The sequence below is a fragment of the Streptomyces sp. NPDC057287 genome (assembly GCF_042667905.1).
Taxonomy (GTDB): Bacteria; Actinomycetota; Actinomycetes; order Streptomycetales; family Streptomycetaceae; genus Streptomyces.
This window is the reverse complement of record NZ_JBHUYV010000003.1, coordinates 283,034-303,947: the sequence shown is the minus strand read 5'-3', so window position 1 is coordinate 303,947 and position 20,914 is coordinate 283,034. Positions and strand designations below refer to the sequence as shown.

Here is a 20,914-nt window from a genome sequence, read left to right as displayed (position 1 = left end):
TCACTGCTGACCGGCGGACTCCTCCAGGTAGGCCAGCGCCCCGACGCCGTCCTTGGCGAAGAAGACCAGTTCGGTCAGGGGCAGCGGCAGGAAGCCCTCGTCCTCCATGCGCAGGAACTGCTGGTGCAGGCCGTCGTAGAAGCCGGCGGTGTTCAGCAGGACGACGGGCTTGGTGTGCTTGCCGTGCTTCTTGAGCTCCAGGATCTCCGTCGCCTCGTCGAGCGTGCCCGTGCCGCCCACCATGATCACGATCGCGTCGGACTTCTCCAGGAGCAGTGCCTTGCGCTCCGCCAGGTCCTTGGCGATCACCATCTCGTCGGCGTTCGTCCGCGCCTTGGCGGCGAGGAAGTCCACCGACACGCCGACGAGCCGCCCGCCCGCCTCCTGCACCCCGTCCGCGACGACCTTCATCAGCCCGCTCTCCGAGCCTCCCCAGACCAGGGTGTGTCCGCCCCGGCCCAGCAGTTCGGCGAATTCGCGCGCGGGCACGGTGTAGCGGTCGTCGAGGTCGGCTGCGGAGAGGAAGACACAGATGTTCATACGGACACCGTACGACCGTCTCCCGGCGCGGGAAGAAACCGGCCTGCCGCGGGGCTGAAGCAGGTATGGCCTCCATCACAGGACACACCATCACCGTCGAACCCGCCGCCGTGCACGTGCGGGCGGTGCACGAGGGGCAGGTGCTCGCCGACAGCCGCCGCCCGCTGGTGCTGCGCGAGACGGGCTGCCCCGACCGCTACTACCTGCCGCCCGAGGACGTCCGCACCGACCTGCTGTCGTCCTCGGACACCCGTACGCACTGTCCGTTCAAGGGGGACGCGTCGTACTGGTCTCTGCCCGGGGCGTCGGACCTCGTCTGGGCCTATCCGGATCCCAAGGAGGAAGTCGCCGCGATCAGGGACCACTTCTGCTTCTACGCCACGGAGGTGGTCCCCGACTGACGGCGGTGGCATCCGACTGACCGTCAGAAAACTTTCCCGGCGGCTGCGATGAGTTTCCCGGGGCCCGGCAGTCCACCCTCACATGGACAAGACTCTCTCCCGTGACGGCACGTCGATCGCGTATCGCCGCCGCGGCGACGGGCCGCCGGTGATCCTGGTCGGCGGGGCCCTGAGCACAGCGGCCGACGAGGCGCCGCTGGCCTCTCTGCTGGCCCCGCGCTTCACGGTCGTCACGTACGACCGCCGGGGCCGCGGCGCCAGCGGCGACGGCGGACCGTACGCGCTCCGCCGCGAGATCGAGGACCTGGCGGCGGTCGCGGCCGCGGCCGGTGAGCGCGTCTCGCTGTTCGGGATGCTGTCGGGCGGGGCGCTGGCCCTGGAGGCGCACGCAGCGGGGCTGCCGGTGGACCTGCTCGCGGTCTACGAGCCGCCGTACACCCCCGGCACCACCGGTCTCCTGTACAAGTCCCGCTGCACGGCGCTGCTGCACCGGCTGCTGGCGAGCGGTGACCGGGGCGGCGCCGTCGAGCTGTACCTGTCCCGCACCGGCGTCCCGGAGGCGACGATCGCCCGCATGCGGCGCGCCCCGCTGTGGCCCGGCCTCGAAGCGGTGGCGCACACCCTCGCGTACGACGACGCGCTGCTGGGGGACGGTTCGGTGCCCACCGGCAGGCTCGCGTCCCTCACGGCACGCACCCTGGTGGTGACGGGCGGCTTCAGCACCGCCCAGGCCCAGGAGACGACCCTCGCCCTGGCCGCCGCGATCCCCAGGGCCAGGCACCGCACCCTGACGGGGCAGACCCGCGAGCTGGCACCCCATGTGATCGCCCCCGTCCTGTCGGACTTCTTCTCCCGGGACAGGGTCCTGCGCACCGCGTCCTGACAGGGGCCATGAAGCAGGGCCGGGTCGTCGCAGGGGAGCGACCCGGCCCGGACGTGTCAGCCGGCCGCCGCGGCCTTCTCCCGGCGCACCGTCGTCGCGATCGTCGCGGAGCCGACGACGCGCGTCCCGTCGTAGAGCACCACCGCCTGGCCGGGGGCGACGCCCCGGACCGGCTCGGTGAAGGCGACGGACAGGGTGCCGTCGACCAGCTCCGCCGTCACCTCGGTCTCCCCGCCGTGGGCGCGGAGCTGGGCGGTGTAGGTACCGGGCCCTTCGGGGGCGGTACCGCACCAGCGGGGCCTGATCGCGGTGAGGGCCGTGACGTCGAGGGCTTCGACCGGGCCGACCGTCACCGTGTTGTTCACCGGGGAGATGTCCAGGACGTAGCGGGGCTTGCCGTCGGGGGCGGGGTGGCCGATGCGAAGGCCCTTGCGCTGGCCGATGGTGAAGCCGAACGCACCCTCGTGGGTGCCCACCTTCGCACCCTCCTCGTCGAGGATGTCGCCCTCCGCCGGGCCGCCGAGGCGGCCGGCCAGGAAGCCCTGGGTGTCTCCGTCGGCGATGAAGCAGATGTCGTGGCTGTCGGGCTTCTTGGCGACCGCCAGGCCCCGGCGCTCGGCCTCGGCCCGGATCTCGTCCTTGGTGGTGAGGGTGTCACCGAGCGGGAACATCGCGTGGGCGAGCTGCTTCTCGTCCAGGACGCCGAGGACGTAGCTCTGGTCCTTGGCCATGTCCGAGGCGCGGTGCATCTCCCGGGTGCCGTCCTCGTTGAGCACGACCGTCGCGTAGTGGCCGGTGCACACCGCGTCGAAGCCGAGCGCCAGCGCCTTGTCGAGCAGTGCGGCGAACTTGATCTTCTCGTTGCAGCGCAGGCAGGGGTTGGGCGTGCGCCCCGCCTCGTACTCCGCGACGAAGTCGTCCACGACGTCCTCGCGGAAGCGTTCCGCCAGGTCCCAGACGTAGAACGGGATGCCGATGACGTCGGCCGCGCGACGGGCGTCCCGGGAGTCCTCGATGGTGCAACAGCCGCGGGCGCCCGTACGGAAGGACTGCGGGTTCGCGGAGAGTGCGAGGTGCACACCGGTCACGTCGTGGCCTGCCTCGGCGGCTCGGGCCGCCGCGACGGCGGAGTCGACTCCGCCCGACATGGCGGCGAGCACGCGGAGGGGGCGCTGGGAGGTCTGAGTCATAGCTTCACCAGAGTACGGGGCGCCGGGAACCGAATGCTCGCGGATAAGCGTTGAGGAGCACATGGGGAACAACGGGAGTGCCGGCGGATCGGGTAAAAGCCCCGGTCACGGCATCAGCCGGCGCTCACTGCTGATCGGCGGCGGTGTCGCGGCAGCGGGCACGGCCGTGCTGGCCGCGGAGGAGATCCGGCGCGTGTGGTGGCGGGTGCCGGGCGTGGAGAAGCCTCGCGAGGCCGGAGAGCTGGACTACTCCCCGGCGCGCTGGGTGGCCGCCTCCGAGGCGAACTGGCGGCGGGCCGACCGCCCCGACGACTACGGCGTGGACCGGGTGATCGTCCATGTCACCCAGGGCAGCTACGCGAGCGCGGTCAAGGTCTTCCAGGACCCCGCGCACCAGGCGGCGACGCACTACATCGTCCGGCAGGACGGCCGGGTGACGCAGATGATCCGCGAGCTAGACGTGGCGTACCACGCGGGCAACCGCTCGTTCAACGAGCGCAGCGTCGGCATCGAGCACGAGGGCTTCGTCGACCGCCCCCAGGACTTCACCGCCGAGATGTACGCGTCGTCCGCCCGGCTGACGGCCGCGATATGCAAGCGGTACGGGATCCCGGTGGACCGGGAGCACATCATCGGGCACGTCGAGGTGCCCGGCACGGATCACACCGATCCCGGACCGCACTGGGACTGGCCCCGCTACATGAAGCTCGTGCGCGCGGCGTCCACAGCCGGGGTGCGGGCTAGCTGAGCCCCGCCGTCCTGGCCCGCTCGACCGCGGGGCCGATGGCCCGCGCGAGCTCCTCCACGTCCTGCCGGGTCGAGGTGTGGCCGAGCGAGAAGCGCAGCGTGCCGCGCGCCAGGGCGGGGTCGGTGCCCGTAGCCAGCAGCACGTGGCTGGGCTGCGCGATGCCGGCGGTGCAGGCGGAACCGGTGGAGCACTCGATGCCCTGGGCGTCGAGCAGCAGCAGGAGGGAGTCGCCCTCGCAGCCGGGGAAGGTGAAGTGGGCGTTGGCGGGCAGCCGCCCGCCGGGAGCCGGGTCGCCGCCGAGGATCGCCTCGGGGACGGCCTTCAGCACGGCGGCGGCCAGCTCGTCGCGGAGCGCGCCGATCTCGCGGGCGAAGCGCTCGCGCCCGTCGGCGGCGTGCCGTCCCGCCACGGCGTACGCGGCCACGGCGGGCACGTCGAGGGTGCCGGAGCGCACGTGCCGCTCCTGCCCACCGCCGTGCAGGACGGGTACGGGGGTCTGGTCGCGGCCGAGCAGCAGGGCGCCGATGCCGACCGGGCCGCCGATCTTGTGCGCGCTGAGCGTCATGGCGGCCAGCCCCGAGCGGGCGAAGTCGACCTCCAGCTGCCCGAACGCCTGCACCGCGTCGGCGTGCATGGGCACGCCGAACTCACCGGCCACCTCGGCCAGTTCACGTATCGGCATGATGGTGCCGATCTCGTTGTTGGCCCACATCACGGTGACCAGGGCGACGTCGTCGGGGTTGCGGGCGAGCGCCTCGCGCAGCACGTCCGGATGCACCCGCCCGTACGTGTCCACCGGGAGGTATTCCACGGTGGCGCCCTCGTGCCCGGCCAGCCAGTCCACGGCGTCGAGGACGGCGTGGTGCTCCACGGGGCTGGCGAGGACACGGGTGCGCCGGGGATCGGCGTCGCGGCGGGACCAGTAGAGGCCCTTCACTGCGAGGTTGTCGGCCTCGGTGCCGCCGGAGGTCAGGACCACCTCGCTGGGGCGTGCGCCGAGCGCTTCGGCGAGGGTCTCTCTGGACTCCTCGACGGTACGGCGGGCCCGGCGCCCGGCAGCGTGCAGGGAGGACGCGTTGCCGGTGACGGCGAGCTGCGCGGTCATCGCCGCGATCGCCTCCGGAAGCATCGGCGTGGTCGCGGCGTGGTCGAGGTAAGCCATGGTGGACCCGATTCTACGAGCCCGTGGCGCGACTTGTGCCGGGCCGTCCCCCAGCGCCGGTGGATACTGCAAGCGGAAGCACTTTCTAGAACAGCACTCCAGAAGTTCACGGCGGCAGAGCTCCGCCTCACGAACCACAGGACGGCCACTCGATGAGCCCCAAGCAGCACCGCGGCGAGGTCACTTCCGATCTGCTCCTGGACGCCGCACTGCGCGTGTTCGTCGAGTCGGGCGAGCGGGGCCTCACGGTCGACGCAGTCATCCGGGCCAGCGGTGTCAGCCTGGGCAGCCTCTACCACCACTTCGGCAGCCTCGACGGCCTGATCGGCACCCTCAGCCACCGCTGGCTGGACCGGCTGCTGGGAGAGCTGACCGAAGCCCTGCAGGGCGCCTCCACGGCGCGTGCGGGTGTCGCCGGCGCCGTGGAGGCCTACCTGGCCTTCGTACGGGAACACCCCGGCCCCGCCCTGCTCCTGCACTCCCCCCTCGCCGACCGCAAGAGCATGGCCCGGGGCAGGGAGTTCCGCGACGCCCAGGAAGCCAGGGTCTCCGAGGTGGGCCGCTGGATCAGGCTCCGCACCGAGTCCGGGGAGCTCGCCCCGCTGCCGCCGCCCCTGGTCGAGTCCCTCGTCATGGGGCCGGTCGTGGCCGTCGCACGCAGATCGCTGTCGGGCATCGGCGACGTCGACCTCGACGAGGCCGCGCGCCTCCTGCCGGAGCAGATCTGGCGGTCGGTCCGCGCGTAGGGACCGCGCACGGGCACTCCGCCCGCCCGTTCGCCGGTCAGCCGGTCATCCGGTCAGACTCCAGGAGACCGTGCCGTTGGCGGTGACCAGCACGGCGAGGACGGCCAGGTCCGCGACCCCGAGGGCCAGGCCGAGCAGGGCGCGGCCACGGCGGGCGGTGGACCGGGCGAGAGCCAGCAGCGCCATGACGATGGCGACCGGCCCGAGCACGATGTTCATCACGAGCAGGCCGAGCAGCCCGAGCACGAACGAGGCGACGGCGAGACCGTCGGCCTCCCGGGAGGCCGGGCGCCTGCCGGTGGACGGCGTACCGGCGGACCCGGCACCTGCGGGGCCGGTAGGGCCGGTGCCGGTGGAGCGGGCGTCACGCGATGCGGCGCGTGCGGTGGTGAGTGCCATGGTGTGGACTCCTTCCTCAGCGGGTGCGGCGGGCGAGACGCTCACGGGCGCCGAAGACCGCGAGCCAGAGGCCGATCACGGCGGCGGCGGCCAGGGCCACGGGGAGCGGGAGGTGCGCCACCGCTCCGAGGACGACCCCCAGCAGGAGCAGGGCGGCGACGAGCACGAACATGTCCGGCCTTTCTGCGAGCTTTGAGAGTACGACTGTTCACTGACTCATGAGTCTAGACCCTGCACCCCTTCCAAGACTCGGAGAACGGTTGTTTACTGAATGGCATGAGTCACACCATCGGCATCCGCCAGGCCCAGAAGCTGAGAACGCGTCAGGCGCTGCTCGACGCGGCGCTGGAGCTTCTGGAGCACCAGAGCCTGAGCAGCCTCGGCCTGCGCGAGGTGACGCGGGCCGTGGGGGTGACCCCGACCGCCTTCTACCGCCACTTCGACGGCACGGCGGCACTGGGCGTGGCCCTCGTCGAGGAGACCCTCGGGAGCCTGCACGGCATGATCGGTGCGATCCTCGCCGACACGGGGGACAGCGAGGAGCGGCTCGACCGCAGCGTCGGGCTGATAGCCCGTCATGTCGCGGCGCAGCCGGCCCACTTCCGCTTCATCGCCCGCGAGCAGCACGGCGGCGTGGGCCAGGTCCGCGAGGCCATCGCCGCCCAGCTGCGCGGCTTCGCCGAGGAGGTGGCCCACGTCCTCGGCGCGGAACCGGAGTCGGCGGGCTGGGACAGGGAGGACCTGCTCATGCTCGGCGGCCTGTACGTCGACCACATGGTGCTCACCGCGTCGGCCCTGCTGGACGCGGGCGCTCAGGGCGAGCAGGAGGTCGTCCGGGTGGCGCGGCGCAGGCTGCGCCTCGTCACTCTGGGCCGGGCCCACTGGCTGGACAGGCCGTAGGGTCGGCGCCATGAGCGACTGGACACCGGACCGGACCTTCGCCTCCTCCTCGGGGGAGGTGCACTGGGCCGCCCTCGGCCCCGAGGACGCCCCGGCCGTCGTCCTGGTGCACGGCACGCCCTTCTCCTCGTACGTCTGGCGCGGCATCGCCCGGGGGCTGGCTCAGGACCACCGGGTGTACGTGTGGGACCTGCCGGGTTACGGCTGCTCCGCACAGTTCGCCGGGCAGGACGTGTCGCTGCGGGCCCAGGCCCGGGTGCTCACCGAGCTCCTCGCCCACTGGAGGCTGGACGAACCGGCCGTGGCCGCCCACGACTTCGGGGGCTGCGTCGCCCTGCGCGCCCGCCTCCTGCACGGCGCCCGCTACCGGCGCCTGGCCCTGGTCGACCCGGTGGCGCTGGCCCCGTGGGGTTCCCCCGCCTACCGGCTGCTCGGCGGCCGGGCCGAGGTCTTCGGCGAGCTGCCGCCGGACCTGCACCGGGCGCTGGTGACCGAGTACATCGCCTCGGCCAGCCACCAGGGGCTGCATCCGGCCGTGCTGGACCGGCTCGTCGCCCCCTGGTGCACCGAGGCCGGTCAGCCCGCGTTCTACCGGCAGATCGCCCAGAACGACCAGCGGTTCACCGACGAGATCCAGCACCGCTACGGAGAGCTGGATCTGCCCGTCCTCATCTGCTGGGGCACGGAGGACACCTGGATCCCGGTGGCTCGCGGCCATGAGCTGGCCGGGATGATCCCCGGTGCCGAGCTGCGGCTGATCGACGGCGCGGGACATCTGGTCCAGGAGGACGCGCCCGCCGAGCTCACCGCGGCGCTCACCCGCTTCCTGCGTACGGCTCCGTGACCGCCGACTGAACGCGCAGGGGCGCGCCCGGTCCGGTGGACGGCGCGTACGCACCGTCACGGCGCGGGGCTCACCCCTGCGTCACGGCGCGGGGCTCACCTGCGGGGCGCGCGGGCCAGCTGGCGGGACTGGGCGACGAGCCGGTCGGCGCTGTCCCAGACGTCCGCGTCCTCCTCCAGGAACCCGCCCGCGAGGTTGCGGGTGGTGATGGAGACGCGCAGGGGGCCGGGGGCCGGGCGGCACCGGATGTGGGTGGTGAGCTCGATGGTGGGGGTCCAGCCCTTCAGCCCCAGCTCGAAGGAGGTCGGCGGCAGTGCGTCGACCGTGAGCAGCAGCGAGAGCGGGTCCGCGTCACGGCCGTCCGCGAGCCCGAACCATCCCCGCATCTCCCCCTTGCCCGAGGGAGCGCCCACGGCCCAGCCCACCGTCGCCGGGTCGAGCTTGATGTCGAGCCGCTCGGTGATGGCGGAACTGCCGGGGATCGGCGCCGTACCGTCGCTCGCCCCGAGGCACTGGTCCAGGGGCGGGATGGCCGGCGGCAGGGCGGTCGTACGGATCTCGTCGGTCAGCGAGTCCAGCTCGCCGTAGGTGGCCAGTACCCGGATGCGCTCGATCTCCGAGCCGTCCTCCGCGAACTGGAACAGGGAGGCCTCGCCGGTGGACAGGGTGCGGCCGGTGCGGACGACCTGGGTGCGGATCACGGCGGGGCCGGGCACGGACGCCGTCAGGTAGTGGGCGGAGACCGAGAAGGGGTCGGAGTGCGGAAGCGCCTCGCCGAGCGCGCGGCCGAGCATGGCGAGCAGGTAGCCGCCGTTGACGGCGTGGATGATCGTCCACCCCGCCGAGAGCTCCGCGTCGTAGACGCCTTCCTCCCGGAGAGTGACTGCGGTGTCGCGGTCGAACTCGCTGTCACCGATGGTCGCCTGTACCGTGCGCGACTCCTGCGCTGCTGCCTGTGCCATGGCATGCACCGTACACCGATCCTGTTACTGAGCGGTAGCTTTTTGTTGCCGTCAGATGACGGCAGGATTCTCCTCCGCCGTGGCCGAGCGCCTGTTGTAGGCCCGCGGGGCCCGCCAGTGGAAGCGCATGGCCAGCAGCCGCAGGACGAACGCGGTGACCACGGCGGCGCCGCTGGTGTAGGCGTTGAGGGCCTCGAAACGGATACAGAGGACCACCATGACGGAGCCGACGATCGCGGGCACCGCGTACAGGTCGCGGTCCCAGCGCAGCAGCGAGGGCACCTCGTTGGCCAGGACGTCACGCAGCACGCCCCCGCCGACGGCGGTGGCCAGCCCGAGGGCGGCCGAGGAGGTCAGGCCGAGGCCGTAGTCGTACGCCTTGACCGTGCCCGCCACGCAGAAGAGCCCCAGCCCCGCGGCGTCGAAGACATTGACGCCGACCTGGATGCGCTCCACGTGCGGGTGCAGGAAGAAGACCAGGCAGGCGGCGATCAGCGGGGTCAGGAAGTAGCCGAGATCCGTGAACGCCGCCGGCGGGATCGCGCCGATCATCACGTCACGGAAGATCCCCCCGCCCAGCGCTGTCACCTCGGCGAGGACCGCGATGCCGAAGACATCGAAGTTCTTGCGTACGGCGAGCAGGGCGCCCGAGATCGCGAAGACGAAGATTCCCACGATGTCGAGCGCATGCTGGACGGAGGGGGTGAAGAGTTCGTTGAGCACCGGGCAATTGTGCCGGTACTACTCCTTCGGCCCGGCCTCCGCACCCTTGGACGGCGCGGCAGAGGGCTCGCCGTCCCCGTCGGAGGCGGGTTCGGCGGACCGCTCCGGCGCTTCCTCCGCGCCCGGTTCGGGCGCCGTGCCGGGCTCGTCCGACGCGGCCGTGGCTGCTGCCGGCTCGTCCGACGCGGACGGCTGGACAACCGACTCGTCCGACGCGGACGGCTCGACAACCGGCTCGTCCGACGCCACGGGCTCGGCGGGCTTTCCGTTCCCGTCAGTCGCGACGGCCTCCTCCGCCACCGCGACGGACGTCGACTTCACCGTGATGACGTCCGCGACGAGCGGCGCGTCCCCCGGTGCCTGGTCCTCACCGTTCTCCGGGTGGTGGCACGCCACCTGGTGCCCGGTCTTCAGCTGGAGCAGCGGCGGCTCGGTCGTCCCGCAGATCTGCGTGGCCTTCCAGCACCGGGTGTGGAAGCGGCAGCCGGACGGCGGCGAGATCGGCGACGGGACATCGCCCTTGAGCAGGATGCGGTCGCTCTTGGCGCCACGCCGGCGAGGGTCGGGGACCGGAACCGCCGACATGAGCGCCTTGGTGTACGGGTGCATCGGCGCCTCGTACAGCGACGTGCGGTCCGCGAGCTCGACGATCTTGCCGAGGTACATGACCGCGATCCGGTCCGAGACGTGGCGGATGACCGACAGGTCGTGCGCGATGATCATGTATGTGAGCCCGAGCTCGTCCTGGAGGTCGTCCAGCAGGTTCACCACCTGCGCCTGGATCGACACGTCCAGCGCCGAGACCGGCTCGTCGGCGACGACCAGCTTCGGCTTCAGTGCGAGCGCCCGCGCGATGCCGATGCGCTGGCGCTGGCCGCCGGAGAACTCGTGCGGGTAGCGGTTGTAGTGCTCGGGGTTGAGCCCCACGAGCTCCAGCAGCCGCTGGACCTCCGCCTTCACGCCGCCCTCGGGCTTGACGCCCTGGAGCCGGAAGGGGGTGCCGACGATCCCGCCGACCGTGTGGCGCGGGTTCAGCGAGCCGTACGGGTCCTGGAAGATCATCTGGATGTCGCGGCGCATCGGCCGCAGACGTCCCGCGGACATGTGCGTGATGTCGCGCCCCTGGAACTCGACCGTGCCGCCGGTCGGCTCCAGCAGACGGGTCACCAGCCGGCCCATGGTCGACTTGCCGCAGCCCGACTCACCGACGACGCCCAGGGTCTCCCCGGGGCGCACGTCGAAGGTGAGCCCGTCCACGGCCTGGACCGCTCCGACCTTGCGCTTCAGCACGCCCTTGGTGATCGGAAAGTGCTTGACCAGGCCGTCGACCTTGAGGAGCGGCTCCGACCCGGATCCGTCCGACCCGGCCGCGGGAGACGCGGGAGTCCTCTTGTTCAGATCAGTCACAGCTTCGGCGCAATCTCTTCGGTCCAGATCCGGTCGCGCTGCTCACGCGACATGTGGCACGCGGAGTAGTGCCCGTCGCTGACCTGCTGCAGCTCCGGACGCTCGGTGCGGGTGATGTTGTCCGGCGGGACGTCGGCGTACGGGCAGCGCGGGTGGAAGGCGCAGCCCGACGGGACGTTGATGAGGCTGGGCGGCGAGCCCTTGACGGGGATGAGCCGCTCGGTCTGCTCCCGGTCGATGCGCGGCATCGAGCCGAGCAGCCCCCACGTGTAGGGGTGCTGGGGCTGGTAGAAGACCTTCTCGGCACTGCCGCGCTCGATGCAGCGTCCCGCGTACATCACGAGCAGGTGGTCCGCGATCTCGGCGACGACGCCGAGGTCGTGGGTGATCATGACGACCGCGGAGCCGAACTCCTTCTGCAGGTCGCGGATGAGGTCGAGGATCTGCGCCTGGACGGTGACGTCGAGGGCGGTCGTCGGCTCGTCCGCGATGAGCAGCTGCGGGTTGTTGACCAGGGCCATCGCGATCATGGCGCGCTGGCGCATACCGCCGGAGAACTGGTGCGGGTAGTCGTCGTACCGGCGGTGCGGCTCGGGGATCCCCACGCGGTCGAGCATCTCGATCGCGCGCTTCTTCGCGGTCTTCTTGTCGACCTTGTTGTGGACCCGGTGGGCCTCGACGATCTGCGCGCCGATGCTGTAGTAGGGGTGCAGGGCCGACAGCGGGTCCTGGAAGATCATGGCCATCTTCTGGCCGCGCAGCTTGCGTACGCGCTCGGGGCCGGCGCCGATGAGCTCCTCGCCGTCGAGCCAGATCTCACCGCCGATCCGGGCCCGCTCCGAGGTGTGCAGGCCCATGATCCCCAGGGAGGTCACGGACTTGCCGGAGCCGGACTCGCCGACGATGCCGAGGGTCTGGCCGGCCTTCAGGTCGAAGCTGACGCCGTCGACGGACTTGACCAGGCCGTCGTCGGTGTCGAAGTGGACGCTGAGGTTGCGTACGGAGAGGAACTCGTGGCCCTCGCCGGACCGCGGGGCCGGGACGGTGGTGTCCGCCGCCGGGGTGTCCTTCTTGATTGCGTCGCTCATGAGAGCCTCACCCGGGGGTCGATCGCGGCGTACACGAGGTCCACCAGCAGGTTGCAGATGACGATGAAGAAGGCGGCGACCAGGGTCACGCCCATCACCTTGGGCAGGTCGGCGGTGGTCACGCCCTGGATGGCGAAGGCACCCAGCCCCTGGAAGGAGAAGACCCGTTCGGTGATGACCGCGCCACCGAGCAGCAGCGCGAAGTCCATGCCGAAGATCGTGACGAGCGGGGTGAGCGCCGAGCGCAGCCCGTGCTTGACGACCACCTTGCGTTCCTTGAGGCCCTTGGCCCGTGCGGTCCGGATGTAGTCCTCGCCCATCGTCTCCAGCATCCCGGCCCGGGTGAGCCGGGCGTAGAGCGCGGAGTACAGGAGGGCGAGCGTGCACCAGGGCAGCACCAGGCTGCCGGCCCATTCGACCGGACTGTCGGCGAACGGTACGTACTCCCCGTTGCCGAACAGCGCCAGCACCACGAGACCGGTGAAGAACATCGGGAGCGAGACACCGGCGAGCGCGACGCCCATGGAGAGGCGGTCGAAGAACGAGCCCCGCTTCAGGGCGGAGACGACGCCGATCGCGACACCGGAGACGACCCAGATGACCGCGGCACCGACGGCCAGCGACAGCGTGACCGGGATGCGGTCGACGAGCTGCGGCCAGATCTCGGTGTGCGTCTTGAAGGAGTAGCCGAAGCACGGGGCGTTGCAGGTGACCGGGTCGGGACCGAACTGGTAGTCGGCGCCGACGACGATGCCCTTGATGAAGTTCCAGTACTGGAGGTAGAGGGGCTGGTCGAGCCCCAGGTTCTTCTTGACCGCGGCGATGACGTCCGGGTCGGGGCTCTTCCCGACGTACTGGGCGGCCATCGAGTCGAGGGTCTGCCCACCGAGGCGGGGGACCAGGAAGAAGATCGCGAACGTGACTGCGCTGACCACCAGCAGCAGCAACACCGCGGCGAATACGCGTCGGATGATGTACGCAGCCACAGCCGTGCGGCGCCGGGCGGGCGGACGGGGTACGCCCGCCGGCCCGGCGCCTTCACCTGCCTTTCAGGGGATGCTGTCGATGAACAGGTGTTACTTGGTGGACGTCATCAGCACGTAGTCGTACATGCCGAGGTACGCGTCCGTGACCGTGACGTTCGCCGCGGAGTCCGGGCGGTAGAGCAGGTTCTTGCGGTAGACGAGCGGAACGACCGAGGCGTTCTCCATGACCTTCTGGTCGACCTCGCCCCACGCGGCGTTGCGCGCCGTGGTGTCCACGGTGCCGATGCCCTTGACGAGGGCCTCGTTGACGCCCTTGTCGTCGAGCTCCATCAGGTTCGTGCCACCGGACGGCTTGATGGCCGTGCCGTTCACGATCTGGTCGAGGAAGCCGAAGCCGGTCGGCCAGTCGGCGCCCCACTGCATCATCATCATGCCCGCGTTGTTCTTGTGGACCCACTCGGGAACACCCGCGAAGTCGGTGAAGTACTTGTCCGACGGGAACTGCTTGATCTCGGCGGTGATGCCGATCGCCTTCAGGCTGCCCTGGAGCTGCGTGGCGGCGGTGATCTCGTCAGGACGGTCCGAGCGCGCCGTCAGCGTGGTCTTGAAGCCCTTGGGCTGACCGCACTTGGTCAGGTGCTCCTTCGCCTTGGCGACGTCACCCTTGTTGCCCTCGGTCGGGTACAGGTCGAACTTCTTGTAACCGGCGACGGTGGGCGGGATGACCGTGGTGGCCGGGTCGCCCTTGACCGAGCCGCCGATCGAGTCGATGAGGCTCTGCTTGTCGACCGCGTACTGGACGGCCTTGCGGCACTCGACGTTGTCGAACGGCTTCACGTTGACGTTCAGCGCCATGTACTGGAGGGCGCCGGCGTACGGGTTGTCCGTCTTCGCCTTCTCCGCGGCCTTGACCAGGACCTTCGGCTGGGTCTTGGACTGCAGACCCGTGCCGTTGACGTCCGCGGTGGTCACGTCGTTGAGCAGGTGGTCGTCGACCGTGGTGGGGTTGACGTTGAGCTTCAGCTCGATCTTGTCCGGCAGCGCCTTGCGGATCGGGTCCGTCTTCGGGTCCCACTCCGGGTTCCGGACGAGCGTCGCGCCCTTGCTCTCGTCGTACGCCGAGAACTTGTACGGACCCGAGGAGACCATCTTCTGGACGTAGCTGGCGCCCGTGTCGGCCTTCTGCTGGATCGGCGCGGTCTGCGAGAACGCGGCGAGGTAGTCCATGTCCGCGAACGGCTTGTTCAGCTTGAAGACGATCGTGTGGTCGTCCGGGGTCTCGATGGACTTGAGGCCCTCGGGCGACTTGTCCTTGTACGGACCCTTGTACTTGTCGCCGCCGTCGAGGTAGGCCTTGAAGTACGTCGGGCCGTTGGACAGGGCCTCCGGCGCGAAGTTGGAGCGCTCGACGGCGTACTTGACGTCCTTCGAGGTGATCTCGGTGCCGTCCTCGAACTTCACGCCCTCGCGGAGCGTGTACGTCCAGGTCTTGGCGTCCGCGCTGGCCTTGCCGAGGCTCGTGGCGAGGTCCGGGACGACCTCCAGGCCCTCCTTGCCGGCGGCCGGCTTGAACGTCACCAGGGCACGGGCGTACAGGCGGGAGAAGTTCTGCACCCAGCCGTAGTACGTGTTGCCCGGGTCCAGGGAGTCCGGTCCGCTGGAGTGCTCGTACGTGACCGTCCCCCCCTTCTTGTCGGTCGCGTTGACGATGCTCGTCAGCGCGGCGTCCGCCTTGGCGTTGCCCCCACCGCCGTTGCTGTCACCGCCCGAGTCACTGCTGCTGCACGCCGATGCGCCGAGCGACACCGCTACGGCCACGGCTATGGCCGCTGCTGTCTTTCTGTTCTGCATGCTGAGGAAAGCCCCCTCGCTAGTCCGGTGCGGCACTGCCGCGATTACTTGCCACGAGGGTCGAGTGCGTCACGCAGCCCGTCCCCCAGCAGATTGAAGGCCAGCACGGTGATGAAGATCGCCATGCCGGGGATGACCATGAACATCGGGTCCACCTCGTAGAGGTCGACCGCCTGCGTGAGCATGCCGCCCCAGGACGCCTGCGGCGGTGCGATACCCACGCCGAGGAAGGACAGGGACGCCTCGAAGAGGATGTTCGTGGGGATCAGCAGCGTCGCGTAGACGAGGATCGGCGCGATCAGGTTCGGCAGCAGCTCGCGGAAGAGAATGAACGGACCGCGTGCGCCGAGCGACCTGGCGGCCTCGACGAACTCCCGCTCGCGCAGCGACAGGGTCTGCGCGCGGACGATACGGCCGATGTAGGGCCAGCTGAAGAAGCCGATCACGAAGATCAGGACCGCGATCCGCAGTGTGAGGCCTTCCAACCCGAAGGCGTTGCCCTGCAGGGAGGCGGAGATGGAGATCGCGAAGAGGAGGAGCGGGAAGGCCAGGAAGGTGTCCATCAGGCGGCTGATGAAGCTGTCCACCCAGCCGCCGTAGAACCCGGCCACGACGCCCATGACGACGCCGATGACGACGGAGAGCAGCGTGGAGCCCACGGCGACCACGAGGGAGACCCAGGAGCCCTCGAGGATGCGCGCCAGGATGTCGCGCCCGGTCTGCGGCTCGACACCGAGGGGGTGGTCCCAACTGATGCCGCCCAGAGCGCCCTTGGGCGCCAGCAGGACGGGGTCGACCAGGGTCTGGTTGAACCCGTTGGGGTCGAGCCCCAGGAGCGACTGGAGCGGCTTGGACAGGAGGGCGGTGAGGATCAGCAGCACGACAACGATGCCACCGGCCATCGCGGCCTTGTCCCGCTTGAAGCGCGTCCAGGCGATGCGGCCGAGCGAGCGGCCCTCGATCTCCTTGCGCCCGGCGCCTTCCAGCACCGTTTCGGGCCGTACATCCGCCCCGGTGGTCTCGATCGGTGCCGTCATTGCGCTGGAGACCCCTCTCGGCCGACGGTGGCCGGCCTGTGACCGCCGCTGTAGCGGCTCGTATCAACACGTGATTCATGTGGCGGTGCCTGGCCGAACGAACCCTGTTTGAAAGAGGGATACGCCGGGCATGGAGCACCTGCTGTAGTGAGTCTTCAACCACTTTGCGATCACCCGCCAGACCTGGCGGGGAATGTTTGCTCAAACGTGATGCTGCCAGAGGGCTTCCGTTATCCGGACAGCCGTGCTTGCTGAGCGGACCTCTCGGTCGCTAATCCGCTATAGCGGACATGGCGCCCAACAGTGCTGAACAGGTGCCTAATTGCCCTGTCGTCGCAGGTGCCCGCTGACGCCTGCTCAGTAGGCGCGCGGAGCCTGGCCGGTGGCCGGCGGGTACCCGTAACCAGGTGCGGCAGGTGCCGGGGCGTGCGCCTCGCGGTCGTAGAACGGCCGGGTGTTGGCCTGCAGCCACATCGCGACCGGGTCGTACTCGTCGGACATCGAGACCGTGGAGACGGGAAGCCCGTCGGGGACCACGCCGATCGACTGCTGCATCATCGCGCGGACCGCGTCGACGGACGGCCTGCCGGTGTCGTAGAGGTCGAGCCCGATGGCCAGGTACGGGGCCCCGAGCGCCGGCTGCACCCAGGCCCTGCGCAGCGCGCGGACGGCGGGGGTGCGGTGGGCGTTCTGTGACAGCAGGGCGTAGAACTGCGGGATCTCGACGGCGGGTTCGGTGATCCTCAGCGGCCCCGCCGGCATCCGGTCGAGACCGGTGGCGACGCGGCGCAGGTCCAGCCAGGGGATGCCCAGTCCGCCGCCGGGAGCGTGCGGATTGAGCCAGATGCCCCAGCGGTCGGGGAAGAGGGCGCGGGCGATGTCGCGACCGGTGGTGACCTCGTGGGCCCTGTTCCAGCCGCTCGCCGAGAGCTCCTGGGCGGAGGTCACGCAGGGGGCGTAACCCAGGCCCTCCACCTCCATGTTGCCGTACTGGGCTTCGGGGGAGCCCGCCGTGCCGTGCCAGAGCAGCATCCAGACCTGGCCGTCCGCCAGGGACCGCAGCAGCGACTCGTAGGCGTCGAGGCGCCCGGGGCCCACTTGGCGCAGCATGTGCTCGACCTGCCCGGCCGCCGCGGTGCCTGACGCACTCACCCTGGGTCCCGCCCCTCTTCGATCCGCTGTTCCCGCAGGCTTCACGGTGCTGTGGCGCCGCTCCCGGGCACACGGGGCGGCCTCGTCATCCAACCAGCTTATGCGCCGCCCCCGACACCGGCTCGACGCCGTGTGGCGGTGCGGACCTCCGCCCTCAGTGCCCGTCGCGCCGGTGGAACGGGCGCACCTTCTCCAGCATCCACTCGCCGACCGGGTCCTGCGCCACGTCGAGCAGGAGGAGATTGACCGGCCAGGGGAGCTGGACGCGGCCCAGCGCCCGCCCGAGCGCCTCCAGCGGGACGCTCTGCGCCGTGGCGTCCAGGACGGCGAGCTCGACGCCGACGAAGAGGACGGGGCTGTCGCCCTCGATGCTGGCCAGCGCCCTGCGTGCCGTGCTCACCACGCCGGTGGCCTGGAATTCGGCGGACACCGCGGACAGGAAGTCGACGGGGTCCTCCTTCCAGTCCGGCTCGTACAGCCGCACCCGGCCACCGCTCGCGGAACCGTCCAGCGGGGTGCGCCCGGCCCGGCAGAGCTCGGCGACGGCGGGTGGCGGCAGGGGTATCCCGACCGCGCCGCCCGGGTTGACCGCGATACCGAGCTGCGGCGGGAGTCCGCGGGCGAACTCCCGGGCGGGTGCGACGGTGAAGGAGAGATGGGAGCCGACGCACTGGAGGAACTGCGCCTCGGAGCTGAAGACGGGGATGTACGCGCCGCCCTCGATCTCGACCGTCGGCAGGTCGAGATCGGCACTGTCCGGCCCGCCGCCGTTCGGCAGGGGCACCCAGACATGGCTGCGGCCGAGCACCTCGACGAGCCGTCCGCCCGCGCCGGGCACGCCGAGCGAGGCGCTGAGCACTTCTTCGAGCTCGTTGGCCGGCCATCCCTGCGATGGATACGGGGCCTGGGCCTGAGCCGGAATGTCCACGGTGTCTGTGTCCCTCTCTCGCCATGCGGTGCGGCTGAAACTCTAGACCGGCTCGCGCCGCGAAGGCAGTGCCGCAGGCGGGAGCGGCCTCCGGTCCCACCGCACCGTCCAGATTCCGGACAGGGTGCCGGCAGGGTGCGAACTGTGCGTATGCGAACGGTGACGCCGCCGGCGGCACTTTCCCCGCCTCCGGCGCCCGCCGGGTGCCGACCGTTCCCCCACTACTCCTGCGGGGGCCGCGGAGCCGGGAAGGAGATCAGGTCGATCGCCGCTGCCGTCTCGCGGTCGAGCAGCACCGCCGAGGCGCACCCCGGTGGCAGCAGGCCGCTCTCGGTGTCGCGCAGCAGCCGGCCGACCGCGCGCCGGTGCCGGGCGAACGCGTATCCGGAGACCCCGCGCCCCCGCTCCCGCTGCCCCTGCCGGGCCACCCGGGGGGTGACGTCGAGCAGCACGAGGTGCAGGGTGCTGCCCCGGCGCCGGGCGTCGCGCGCCAGCCAGCGCCGCACCCAGGCCTGCGTACCGCAGTCGTGCACGACGACGGACCCGCCCGACCGCAGGGCCCGCCACAGCCCGGCGTAGTGCGCGGCGCGCACCAGGGGGCGATAGAGGGCGTACGGGAGTAATCCGGGCAGCACGGCCGCCCAGCGGTCCCTGGTGTCCTGCGAGTCGATGGCGTGCCCCTGGACCGCCCGCCGGATCAGCGTCGACTTGCCGCTGCCGGGCAGCCCCGAGACCACCACCACGTCACCGGCCGCGAAGTCCAGCCCGCGCGGTCCGCGGCCGCCCTTGCCCCGCAGGTCACGCACCACCGGCGCACCCCCGCCGACCGGCTCGCGGGCGGGCACGCCCGGCTGCCGGGGCATCGCACCGAGTGCCGCCCCCGCCGCTGTCGCATAGCGCTGCAACGTCATCGCCTTCCCCCTGCCGAGTCACCCACCGACCTGCCCTAGAAGTGTAAAGAAAAGGTAATGCGGCACAACCGCTTCCGGCTCCACGTGTCGGTGTCGGCACCCGTACGGACCGGGACGCCCCACTCTCCCCCAATGCGTGCGATGATGACCCCGCCAACTGCATACCGGCCGTTTGAATCCGCGCGGGAGAGTCCCGGTCACTGTGTGCGCCGGGCGCCGAAGGAGCAAGTTCCTCCCTTGAATCTCTCAGGCCCCGTACCGCGTGGATGAGGCAGATCTGAAAAGCGGGCCGCTGCGCGGCTCCACCCAAGGTGCAAGCCGACCCTGACGGGGCCGTCCCTGTCAGGACCCTTTCAGGGGCTCTCGGCGAACCTCTCAGGTTCCGATGACAGATGGGGAGGGAACCACCCTCTGTCGTCATGCCCTGGAGCCATGTCCATGAGCACTGCCCCGAGCGCCGCCCCCCGCCTGACCGCCCTCGATGCCCTGCATCGCTCCCTGGGCGCGACCATGACCGACTTCGCGGGCTGGGACATGCCGCTGCGCTACGCCAGCGAGCGCGAGGAGCACAACGCCGTACGCACCCGGGCCGGCCTCTTCGACCTGTCGCACATGGGCGAGATCACCGTCACCGGACCGCAGGCGGCGGCCTTCCTGAGCTACGCGCTGGTCGGGAACATCGCCACCGTCGGCACGGGCCGGGCCCGCTACACGATGATCGTCGCGGAGGACGGCGGGATCCTGGACGACCTGATCGTCTACCGCCTCGGAGAGACCGAGGCCCCCGAATACCTGGTCGTCGCCAACGCGGGCAACGCCCAGCTCGTCCTGGACACCCTCACCGAGCGGGTCGGCGGCTTCGACGCCGTGGTGCGGGACGACCGCGACGCGTACGCACTGCTCGCCGTCCAGGGCCCCGACTCCCCCGCCGTACTGAAATCGGTCACGGACGCCGACCTGGACGGACTGAAGTACTACGCCGGGCTCCCCGGGACGGTCGCCGGTGTCCCCGCGCTCATCGCCCGTACCGGATACACCGGCGAGGACGGCTTCGAGCTCTTCGTGGCCCCGGCCCACGCCGAGCAGCTGTGGAAGGCCCTCACCGAGGCCGGCGCACCGTACGCGCTGATCCCCTGCGGGCTCTCCTGCCGCGACACGCTCCGCCTGGAGGCGGGCATGCCGCTGTACGGGCACGAGCTGACCACCGCGCTGACGCCCTTCGACGCGGGCCTGGGCAGGGTCGTGAAGTTCGAGAAGGAGGGCGACTTCGTCGGCCGCGAGGCCCTGACCGCCGCGGCCGCGCGTGCGGAGACCGCGCCGCCCCGCAAGCTCGTCGGCCTGGTCGCCGAGGGCCGCCGGGTACCGCGCGCCGGGTTCCCCGTCGTCGTCGGCGGAGAGGTCGTGGGCGAGGTCACGTCCGGTGCGCCGTCGCCCACCCTGGGCAAGCCGATCGCCATGGCCTACGTGGACGCCGCGCACGCCGAGCCCGGCACCGAGGGTGTCGGCGTCGACATCCGGGGCACGCACGAGCCGTACGAGGTCGTGGCACTGCCCTTCTACAAGCGCCGCAAGTGACGCGGCACCCGCGCACGTGACGCAGTCGTGTCTCACACCGTAAGACCACCGTTCATCAGCACTCCCCCGCGTACAGGAGAATTCAGGTCATGAGCAACCCCCAGCAGCTGCGGTACAGCAAGGAGCACGAGTGGCTGTCGGCCCTCGAGGACGGCGTGGCCGCGGTCGGCATCACCGAGTTCGCGGCCAACGCGCTCGGTGACGTCGTCTACGCCCAGCTCCCGGAGGTCGGTGACACGGTGACCGCGGGCGAGACCTGCGGAGAGCTGGAGTCGACCAAGTCGGTCAGCGACCTGTACTCGCCGGTGACCGGCGAGGTGACCGCGGCCAACCAGGACGTCGTGGACGACCCGTCGCTGGTGAACTCCGCTCCCTTCGAGGGCGGCTGGCTGTTCAAGGTGCGCGTCGCGGAGGAGCCGAAGGACCTTCTCTCCGCCGACGAGTACACCGCGTTCTCCGGCAACTGAGACCTTAGGGACTT

23 protein-coding genes and 1 riboswitch are annotated in these 20,914 nt (G+C 70.8%); of the genes, 8 read left to right on the top strand and 15 right to left on the bottom strand.

Going from position 1 to position 20,914, the window contains the following annotated elements:
• Entirely contained in the window at positions 1-540 is a 540-nt protein-coding gene (locus ACFUNE_RS07910; RefSeq protein WP_383563807.1) for a TIGR00730 family Rossman fold protein, read from the bottom strand.
• 65 nt (positions 541-605) lie between these two features.
• Here ACFUNE_RS07910 and ACFUNE_RS07905 point away from each other — a divergent pair, with 65 nt between their 5' ends.
• Positions 606-941, top strand: coding sequence for a DUF427 domain-containing protein (locus ACFUNE_RS07905; RefSeq protein WP_383563804.1), 336 nt, complete (start codon positions 606-608; stop codon positions 939-941).
• An 82-nt stretch (positions 942-1,023) separates the two neighbouring features.
• A complete protein-coding gene (locus ACFUNE_RS07900; RefSeq protein ID WP_383563801.1) occupies positions 1,024-1,824 on the top strand; it encodes an alpha/beta fold hydrolase in 801 nt (266 codons plus the stop codon).
• 56 nt (positions 1,825-1,880) lie between these two features.
• Here the strand turns inward: ACFUNE_RS07900 and mnmA are convergent, their stop codons facing one another.
• Positions 1,881-3,014, bottom strand: coding sequence for a tRNA 2-thiouridine(34) synthase MnmA (gene mnmA, locus ACFUNE_RS07895; RefSeq protein ID WP_383563798.1), 1,134 nt, complete (start codon positions 3,012-3,014; stop codon positions 1,881-1,883).
• 61 nt (positions 3,015-3,075) lie between these two features.
• Between mnmA and ACFUNE_RS07890 the strand changes: the two genes are divergently transcribed.
• Positions 3,076-3,762, top strand: a complete 687-nt coding sequence (locus tag ACFUNE_RS07890; protein ID WP_383563795.1) for an N-acetylmuramoyl-L-alanine amidase — start codon at positions 3,076-3,078, stop codon at positions 3,760-3,762.
• Here the strand turns inward: ACFUNE_RS07890 and ACFUNE_RS07885 are convergent.
• Positions 3,755-4,924, bottom strand: coding sequence for a cysteine desulfurase family protein (locus ACFUNE_RS07885; protein WP_383563793.1), 1,170 nt, complete (start codon positions 4,922-4,924; stop codon positions 3,755-3,757). The genes ACFUNE_RS07890 and ACFUNE_RS07885 overlap by 8 nt on opposite strands.
• Before the next feature lie 152 nt (positions 4,925-5,076).
• Here ACFUNE_RS07885 and ACFUNE_RS07880 point away from each other — a divergent pair, with 152 nt between their 5' ends.
• Positions 5,077-5,670 (top strand): TetR/AcrR family transcriptional regulator, encoded by a 594-nt coding sequence (locus tag ACFUNE_RS07880; RefSeq protein ID WP_383563790.1) that lies wholly within the window; start codon positions 5,077-5,079, stop codon positions 5,668-5,670.
• 45 nt (positions 5,671-5,715) lie between these two features.
• Here ACFUNE_RS07880 and ACFUNE_RS07875 read toward each other — a convergent pair whose 3' ends face one another.
• Together ACFUNE_RS07875 and ACFUNE_RS07870 are read right to left on the bottom strand one after the other, a co-directional pair.
• Entirely contained in the window at positions 5,716-6,069 is a 354-nt protein-coding gene (locus tag ACFUNE_RS07875; RefSeq protein WP_383563787.1) for a DUF4190 domain-containing protein, read from the bottom strand.
• Positions 6,070-6,085: 16 nt separating this feature from the next.
• Positions 6,086-6,241, bottom strand: coding sequence for a hypothetical protein (locus ACFUNE_RS07870; protein ID WP_329233091.1), 156 nt, complete (start codon positions 6,239-6,241; stop codon positions 6,086-6,088).
• Positions 6,242-6,345: 104 nt separating this feature from the next.
• Between ACFUNE_RS07870 and ACFUNE_RS07865 the strand changes: the two genes are divergently transcribed.
• Both ACFUNE_RS07865 and ACFUNE_RS07860 read left to right on the top strand, forming a co-directional pair.
• Positions 6,346-6,969, top strand: coding sequence for a TetR family transcriptional regulator (locus tag ACFUNE_RS07865; protein ID WP_383563783.1), 624 nt, complete (start codon positions 6,346-6,348; stop codon positions 6,967-6,969).
• 10 nt (positions 6,970-6,979) lie between these two features.
• Positions 6,980-7,813: an alpha/beta fold hydrolase gene (locus ACFUNE_RS07860; protein WP_383563781.1), complete on the top strand. Its 834-nt coding sequence runs from the start codon at positions 6,980-6,982 to the stop codon at positions 7,811-7,813.
• A 95-nt stretch (positions 7,814-7,908) separates the two neighbouring features.
• Here the strand turns inward: ACFUNE_RS07860 and ACFUNE_RS07855 are convergent, their stop codons facing one another.
• The 10 genes from ACFUNE_RS07855 to ACFUNE_RS07810 form a co-directional block, all read right to left on the bottom strand.
• Complete coding sequence (locus ACFUNE_RS07855; protein WP_383563778.1) at positions 7,909-8,775, bottom strand: thioesterase family protein; 867 nt, start codon at positions 8,773-8,775, stop codon at positions 7,909-7,911.
• 51 nt (positions 8,776-8,826) lie between these two features.
• Positions 8,827-9,498, bottom strand: coding sequence for a trimeric intracellular cation channel family protein (locus ACFUNE_RS07850; protein ID WP_383563775.1), 672 nt, complete (start codon positions 9,496-9,498; stop codon positions 8,827-8,829).
• 18 nt (positions 9,499-9,516) lie between these two features.
• Positions 9,517-10,905 carry a dipeptide ABC transporter ATP-binding protein gene (locus tag ACFUNE_RS07845; RefSeq protein WP_383563772.1) on the bottom strand — a complete coding sequence of 463 codons (1,389 nt, stop codon included), beginning with the start codon at positions 10,903-10,905 and terminating at the stop codon, positions 9,517-9,519.
• Positions 10,902-11,993 carry an ABC transporter ATP-binding protein gene (locus ACFUNE_RS07840; RefSeq protein ID WP_383563769.1) on the bottom strand — a complete coding sequence of 364 codons (1,092 nt, stop codon included), beginning with the start codon at positions 11,991-11,993 and terminating at the stop codon, positions 10,902-10,904. The genes ACFUNE_RS07845 and ACFUNE_RS07840 overlap by 4 nt, the downstream gene beginning before the upstream one ends.
• Positions 11,990-12,979, bottom strand: coding sequence for an ABC transporter permease (locus ACFUNE_RS07835; protein ID WP_383563766.1), 990 nt, complete (start codon positions 12,977-12,979; stop codon positions 11,990-11,992). The genes ACFUNE_RS07840 and ACFUNE_RS07835 overlap by 4 nt, the downstream gene beginning before the upstream one ends.
• Positions 12,980-13,069: 90 nt before the next feature.
• Positions 13,070-14,830, bottom strand: coding sequence for an ABC transporter substrate-binding protein (locus tag ACFUNE_RS07830; protein ID WP_383563763.1), 1,761 nt, complete (start codon positions 14,828-14,830; stop codon positions 13,070-13,072).
• Positions 14,831-14,874: 44 nt separating this feature from the next.
• Positions 14,875-15,867, bottom strand: a complete 993-nt coding sequence (locus tag ACFUNE_RS07825) for an ABC transporter permease (RefSeq protein WP_383563760.1) — start codon at positions 15,865-15,867, stop codon at positions 14,875-14,877.
• A 357-nt stretch (positions 15,868-16,224) separates the two neighbouring features.
• Entirely contained in the window at positions 16,225-17,019 is a 795-nt protein-coding gene (locus ACFUNE_RS07820; RefSeq protein ID WP_383563757.1) for an enhanced serine sensitivity protein SseB C-terminal domain-containing protein, read from the bottom strand.
• A 154-nt stretch (positions 17,020-17,173) separates the two neighbouring features.
• Positions 17,174-17,947, bottom strand: coding sequence for an enhanced serine sensitivity protein SseB (locus tag ACFUNE_RS07815; protein ID WP_383563754.1), 774 nt, complete (start codon positions 17,945-17,947; stop codon positions 17,174-17,176).
• A gap of 221 nt (positions 17,948-18,168) precedes the next feature.
• Entirely contained in the window at positions 18,169-18,858 is a 690-nt protein-coding gene (locus tag ACFUNE_RS07810; RefSeq protein ID WP_383563751.1) for an AAA family ATPase, read from the bottom strand.
• 173 nt (positions 18,859-19,031) lie between these two features.
• Positions 19,032-19,129, top strand: a riboswitch (glycine riboswitch).
• A 167-nt stretch (positions 19,130-19,296) separates the two neighbouring features.
• On the opposite strand from ACFUNE_RS07810, the gene gcvT reads away from it, so the two are divergent.
• Together gcvT and gcvH are read left to right on the top strand one after the other, a co-directional pair.
• On the top strand, positions 19,297-20,433 hold the full coding sequence (gcvT, locus tag ACFUNE_RS07805; protein WP_383563748.1) for a glycine cleavage system aminomethyltransferase GcvT: 1,137 nt from the start codon (positions 19,297-19,299) through the stop codon (positions 20,431-20,433).
• An 89-nt stretch (positions 20,434-20,522) separates the two neighbouring features.
• Positions 20,523-20,900 (top strand): glycine cleavage system protein GcvH, encoded by a 378-nt coding sequence (gcvH, locus tag ACFUNE_RS07800; RefSeq protein WP_103760283.1) that lies wholly within the window; start codon positions 20,523-20,525, stop codon positions 20,898-20,900.
• Positions 20,901-20,914: the final 14 nt, after the last annotated feature.

What these genes read in the sequence shown, in the direction of transcription:
- ACFUNE_RS07830 (WP_383563763.1), bottom strand. Translation starts at nt 14,830, where the DNA reads ATGCAGAACAGAAAGACAGCAGCGGCCATAGCCGTGGCCGTAGCGGTG.
- ACFUNE_RS07810 (WP_383563751.1), bottom strand. Translation starts at nt 18,858, where the DNA reads ATGACGTTGCAGCGCTATGCGACAGCGGCGGGGGCGGCACTCGGTGCG.
- ACFUNE_RS07905 (WP_383563804.1), top strand. Translation starts at nt 606, where the DNA reads ATGGCCTCCATCACAGGACACACCATCACCGTCGAACCCGCCGCCGTG.
- ACFUNE_RS07870 (WP_329233091.1), bottom strand. Translation starts at nt 6,241, where the DNA reads ATGTTCGTGCTCGTCGCCGCCCTGCTCCTGCTGGGGGTCGTCCTCGGA.
- ACFUNE_RS07825 (WP_383563760.1), bottom strand. Translation starts at nt 15,867, where the DNA reads ATGACGGCACCGATCGAGACCACCGGGGCGGATGTACGGCCCGAAACG.
- ACFUNE_RS07875 (WP_383563787.1), bottom strand. Translation starts at nt 6,069, where the DNA reads ATGGCACTCACCACCGCACGCGCCGCATCGCGTGACGCCCGCTCCACC.
- ACFUNE_RS07900 (WP_383563801.1), top strand. Translation starts at nt 1,024, where the DNA reads ATGGACAAGACTCTCTCCCGTGACGGCACGTCGATCGCGTATCGCCGC.
- ACFUNE_RS07910 (WP_383563807.1), bottom strand. Translation starts at nt 540, where the DNA reads ATGAACATCTGTGTCTTCCTCTCCGCAGCCGACCTCGACGACCGCTAC.
- ACFUNE_RS07860 (WP_383563781.1), top strand. Translation starts at nt 6,980, where the DNA reads ATGAGCGACTGGACACCGGACCGGACCTTCGCCTCCTCCTCGGGGGAG.
- gcvT (WP_383563748.1), top strand. Translation starts at nt 19,297, where the DNA reads ATGAGCACTGCCCCGAGCGCCGCCCCCCGCCTGACCGCCCTCGATGCC.
- ACFUNE_RS07855 (WP_383563778.1), bottom strand. Translation starts at nt 8,775, where the DNA reads ATGGCACAGGCAGCAGCGCAGGAGTCGCGCACGGTACAGGCGACCATC.
- ACFUNE_RS07890 (WP_383563795.1), top strand. Translation starts at nt 3,076, where the DNA reads ATGGGGAACAACGGGAGTGCCGGCGGATCGGGTAAAAGCCCCGGTCAC.
- ACFUNE_RS07865 (WP_383563783.1), top strand. Translation starts at nt 6,346, where the DNA reads ATGAGTCACACCATCGGCATCCGCCAGGCCCAGAAGCTGAGAACGCGT.
- gcvH (WP_103760283.1), top strand. Translation starts at nt 20,523, where the DNA reads ATGAGCAACCCCCAGCAGCTGCGGTACAGCAAGGAGCACGAGTGGCTG.
- mnmA (WP_383563798.1), bottom strand. Translation starts at nt 3,014, where the DNA reads ATGACTCAGACCTCCCAGCGCCCCCTCCGCGTGCTCGCCGCCATGTCG.
- ACFUNE_RS07885 (WP_383563793.1), bottom strand. Translation starts at nt 4,924, where the DNA reads ATGGCTTACCTCGACCACGCCGCGACCACGCCGATGCTTCCGGAGGCG.
- ACFUNE_RS07840 (WP_383563769.1), bottom strand. Translation starts at nt 11,993, where the DNA reads ATGAGCGACGCAATCAAGAAGGACACCCCGGCGGCGGACACCACCGTC.
- ACFUNE_RS07880 (WP_383563790.1), top strand. Translation starts at nt 5,077, where the DNA reads ATGAGCCCCAAGCAGCACCGCGGCGAGGTCACTTCCGATCTGCTCCTG.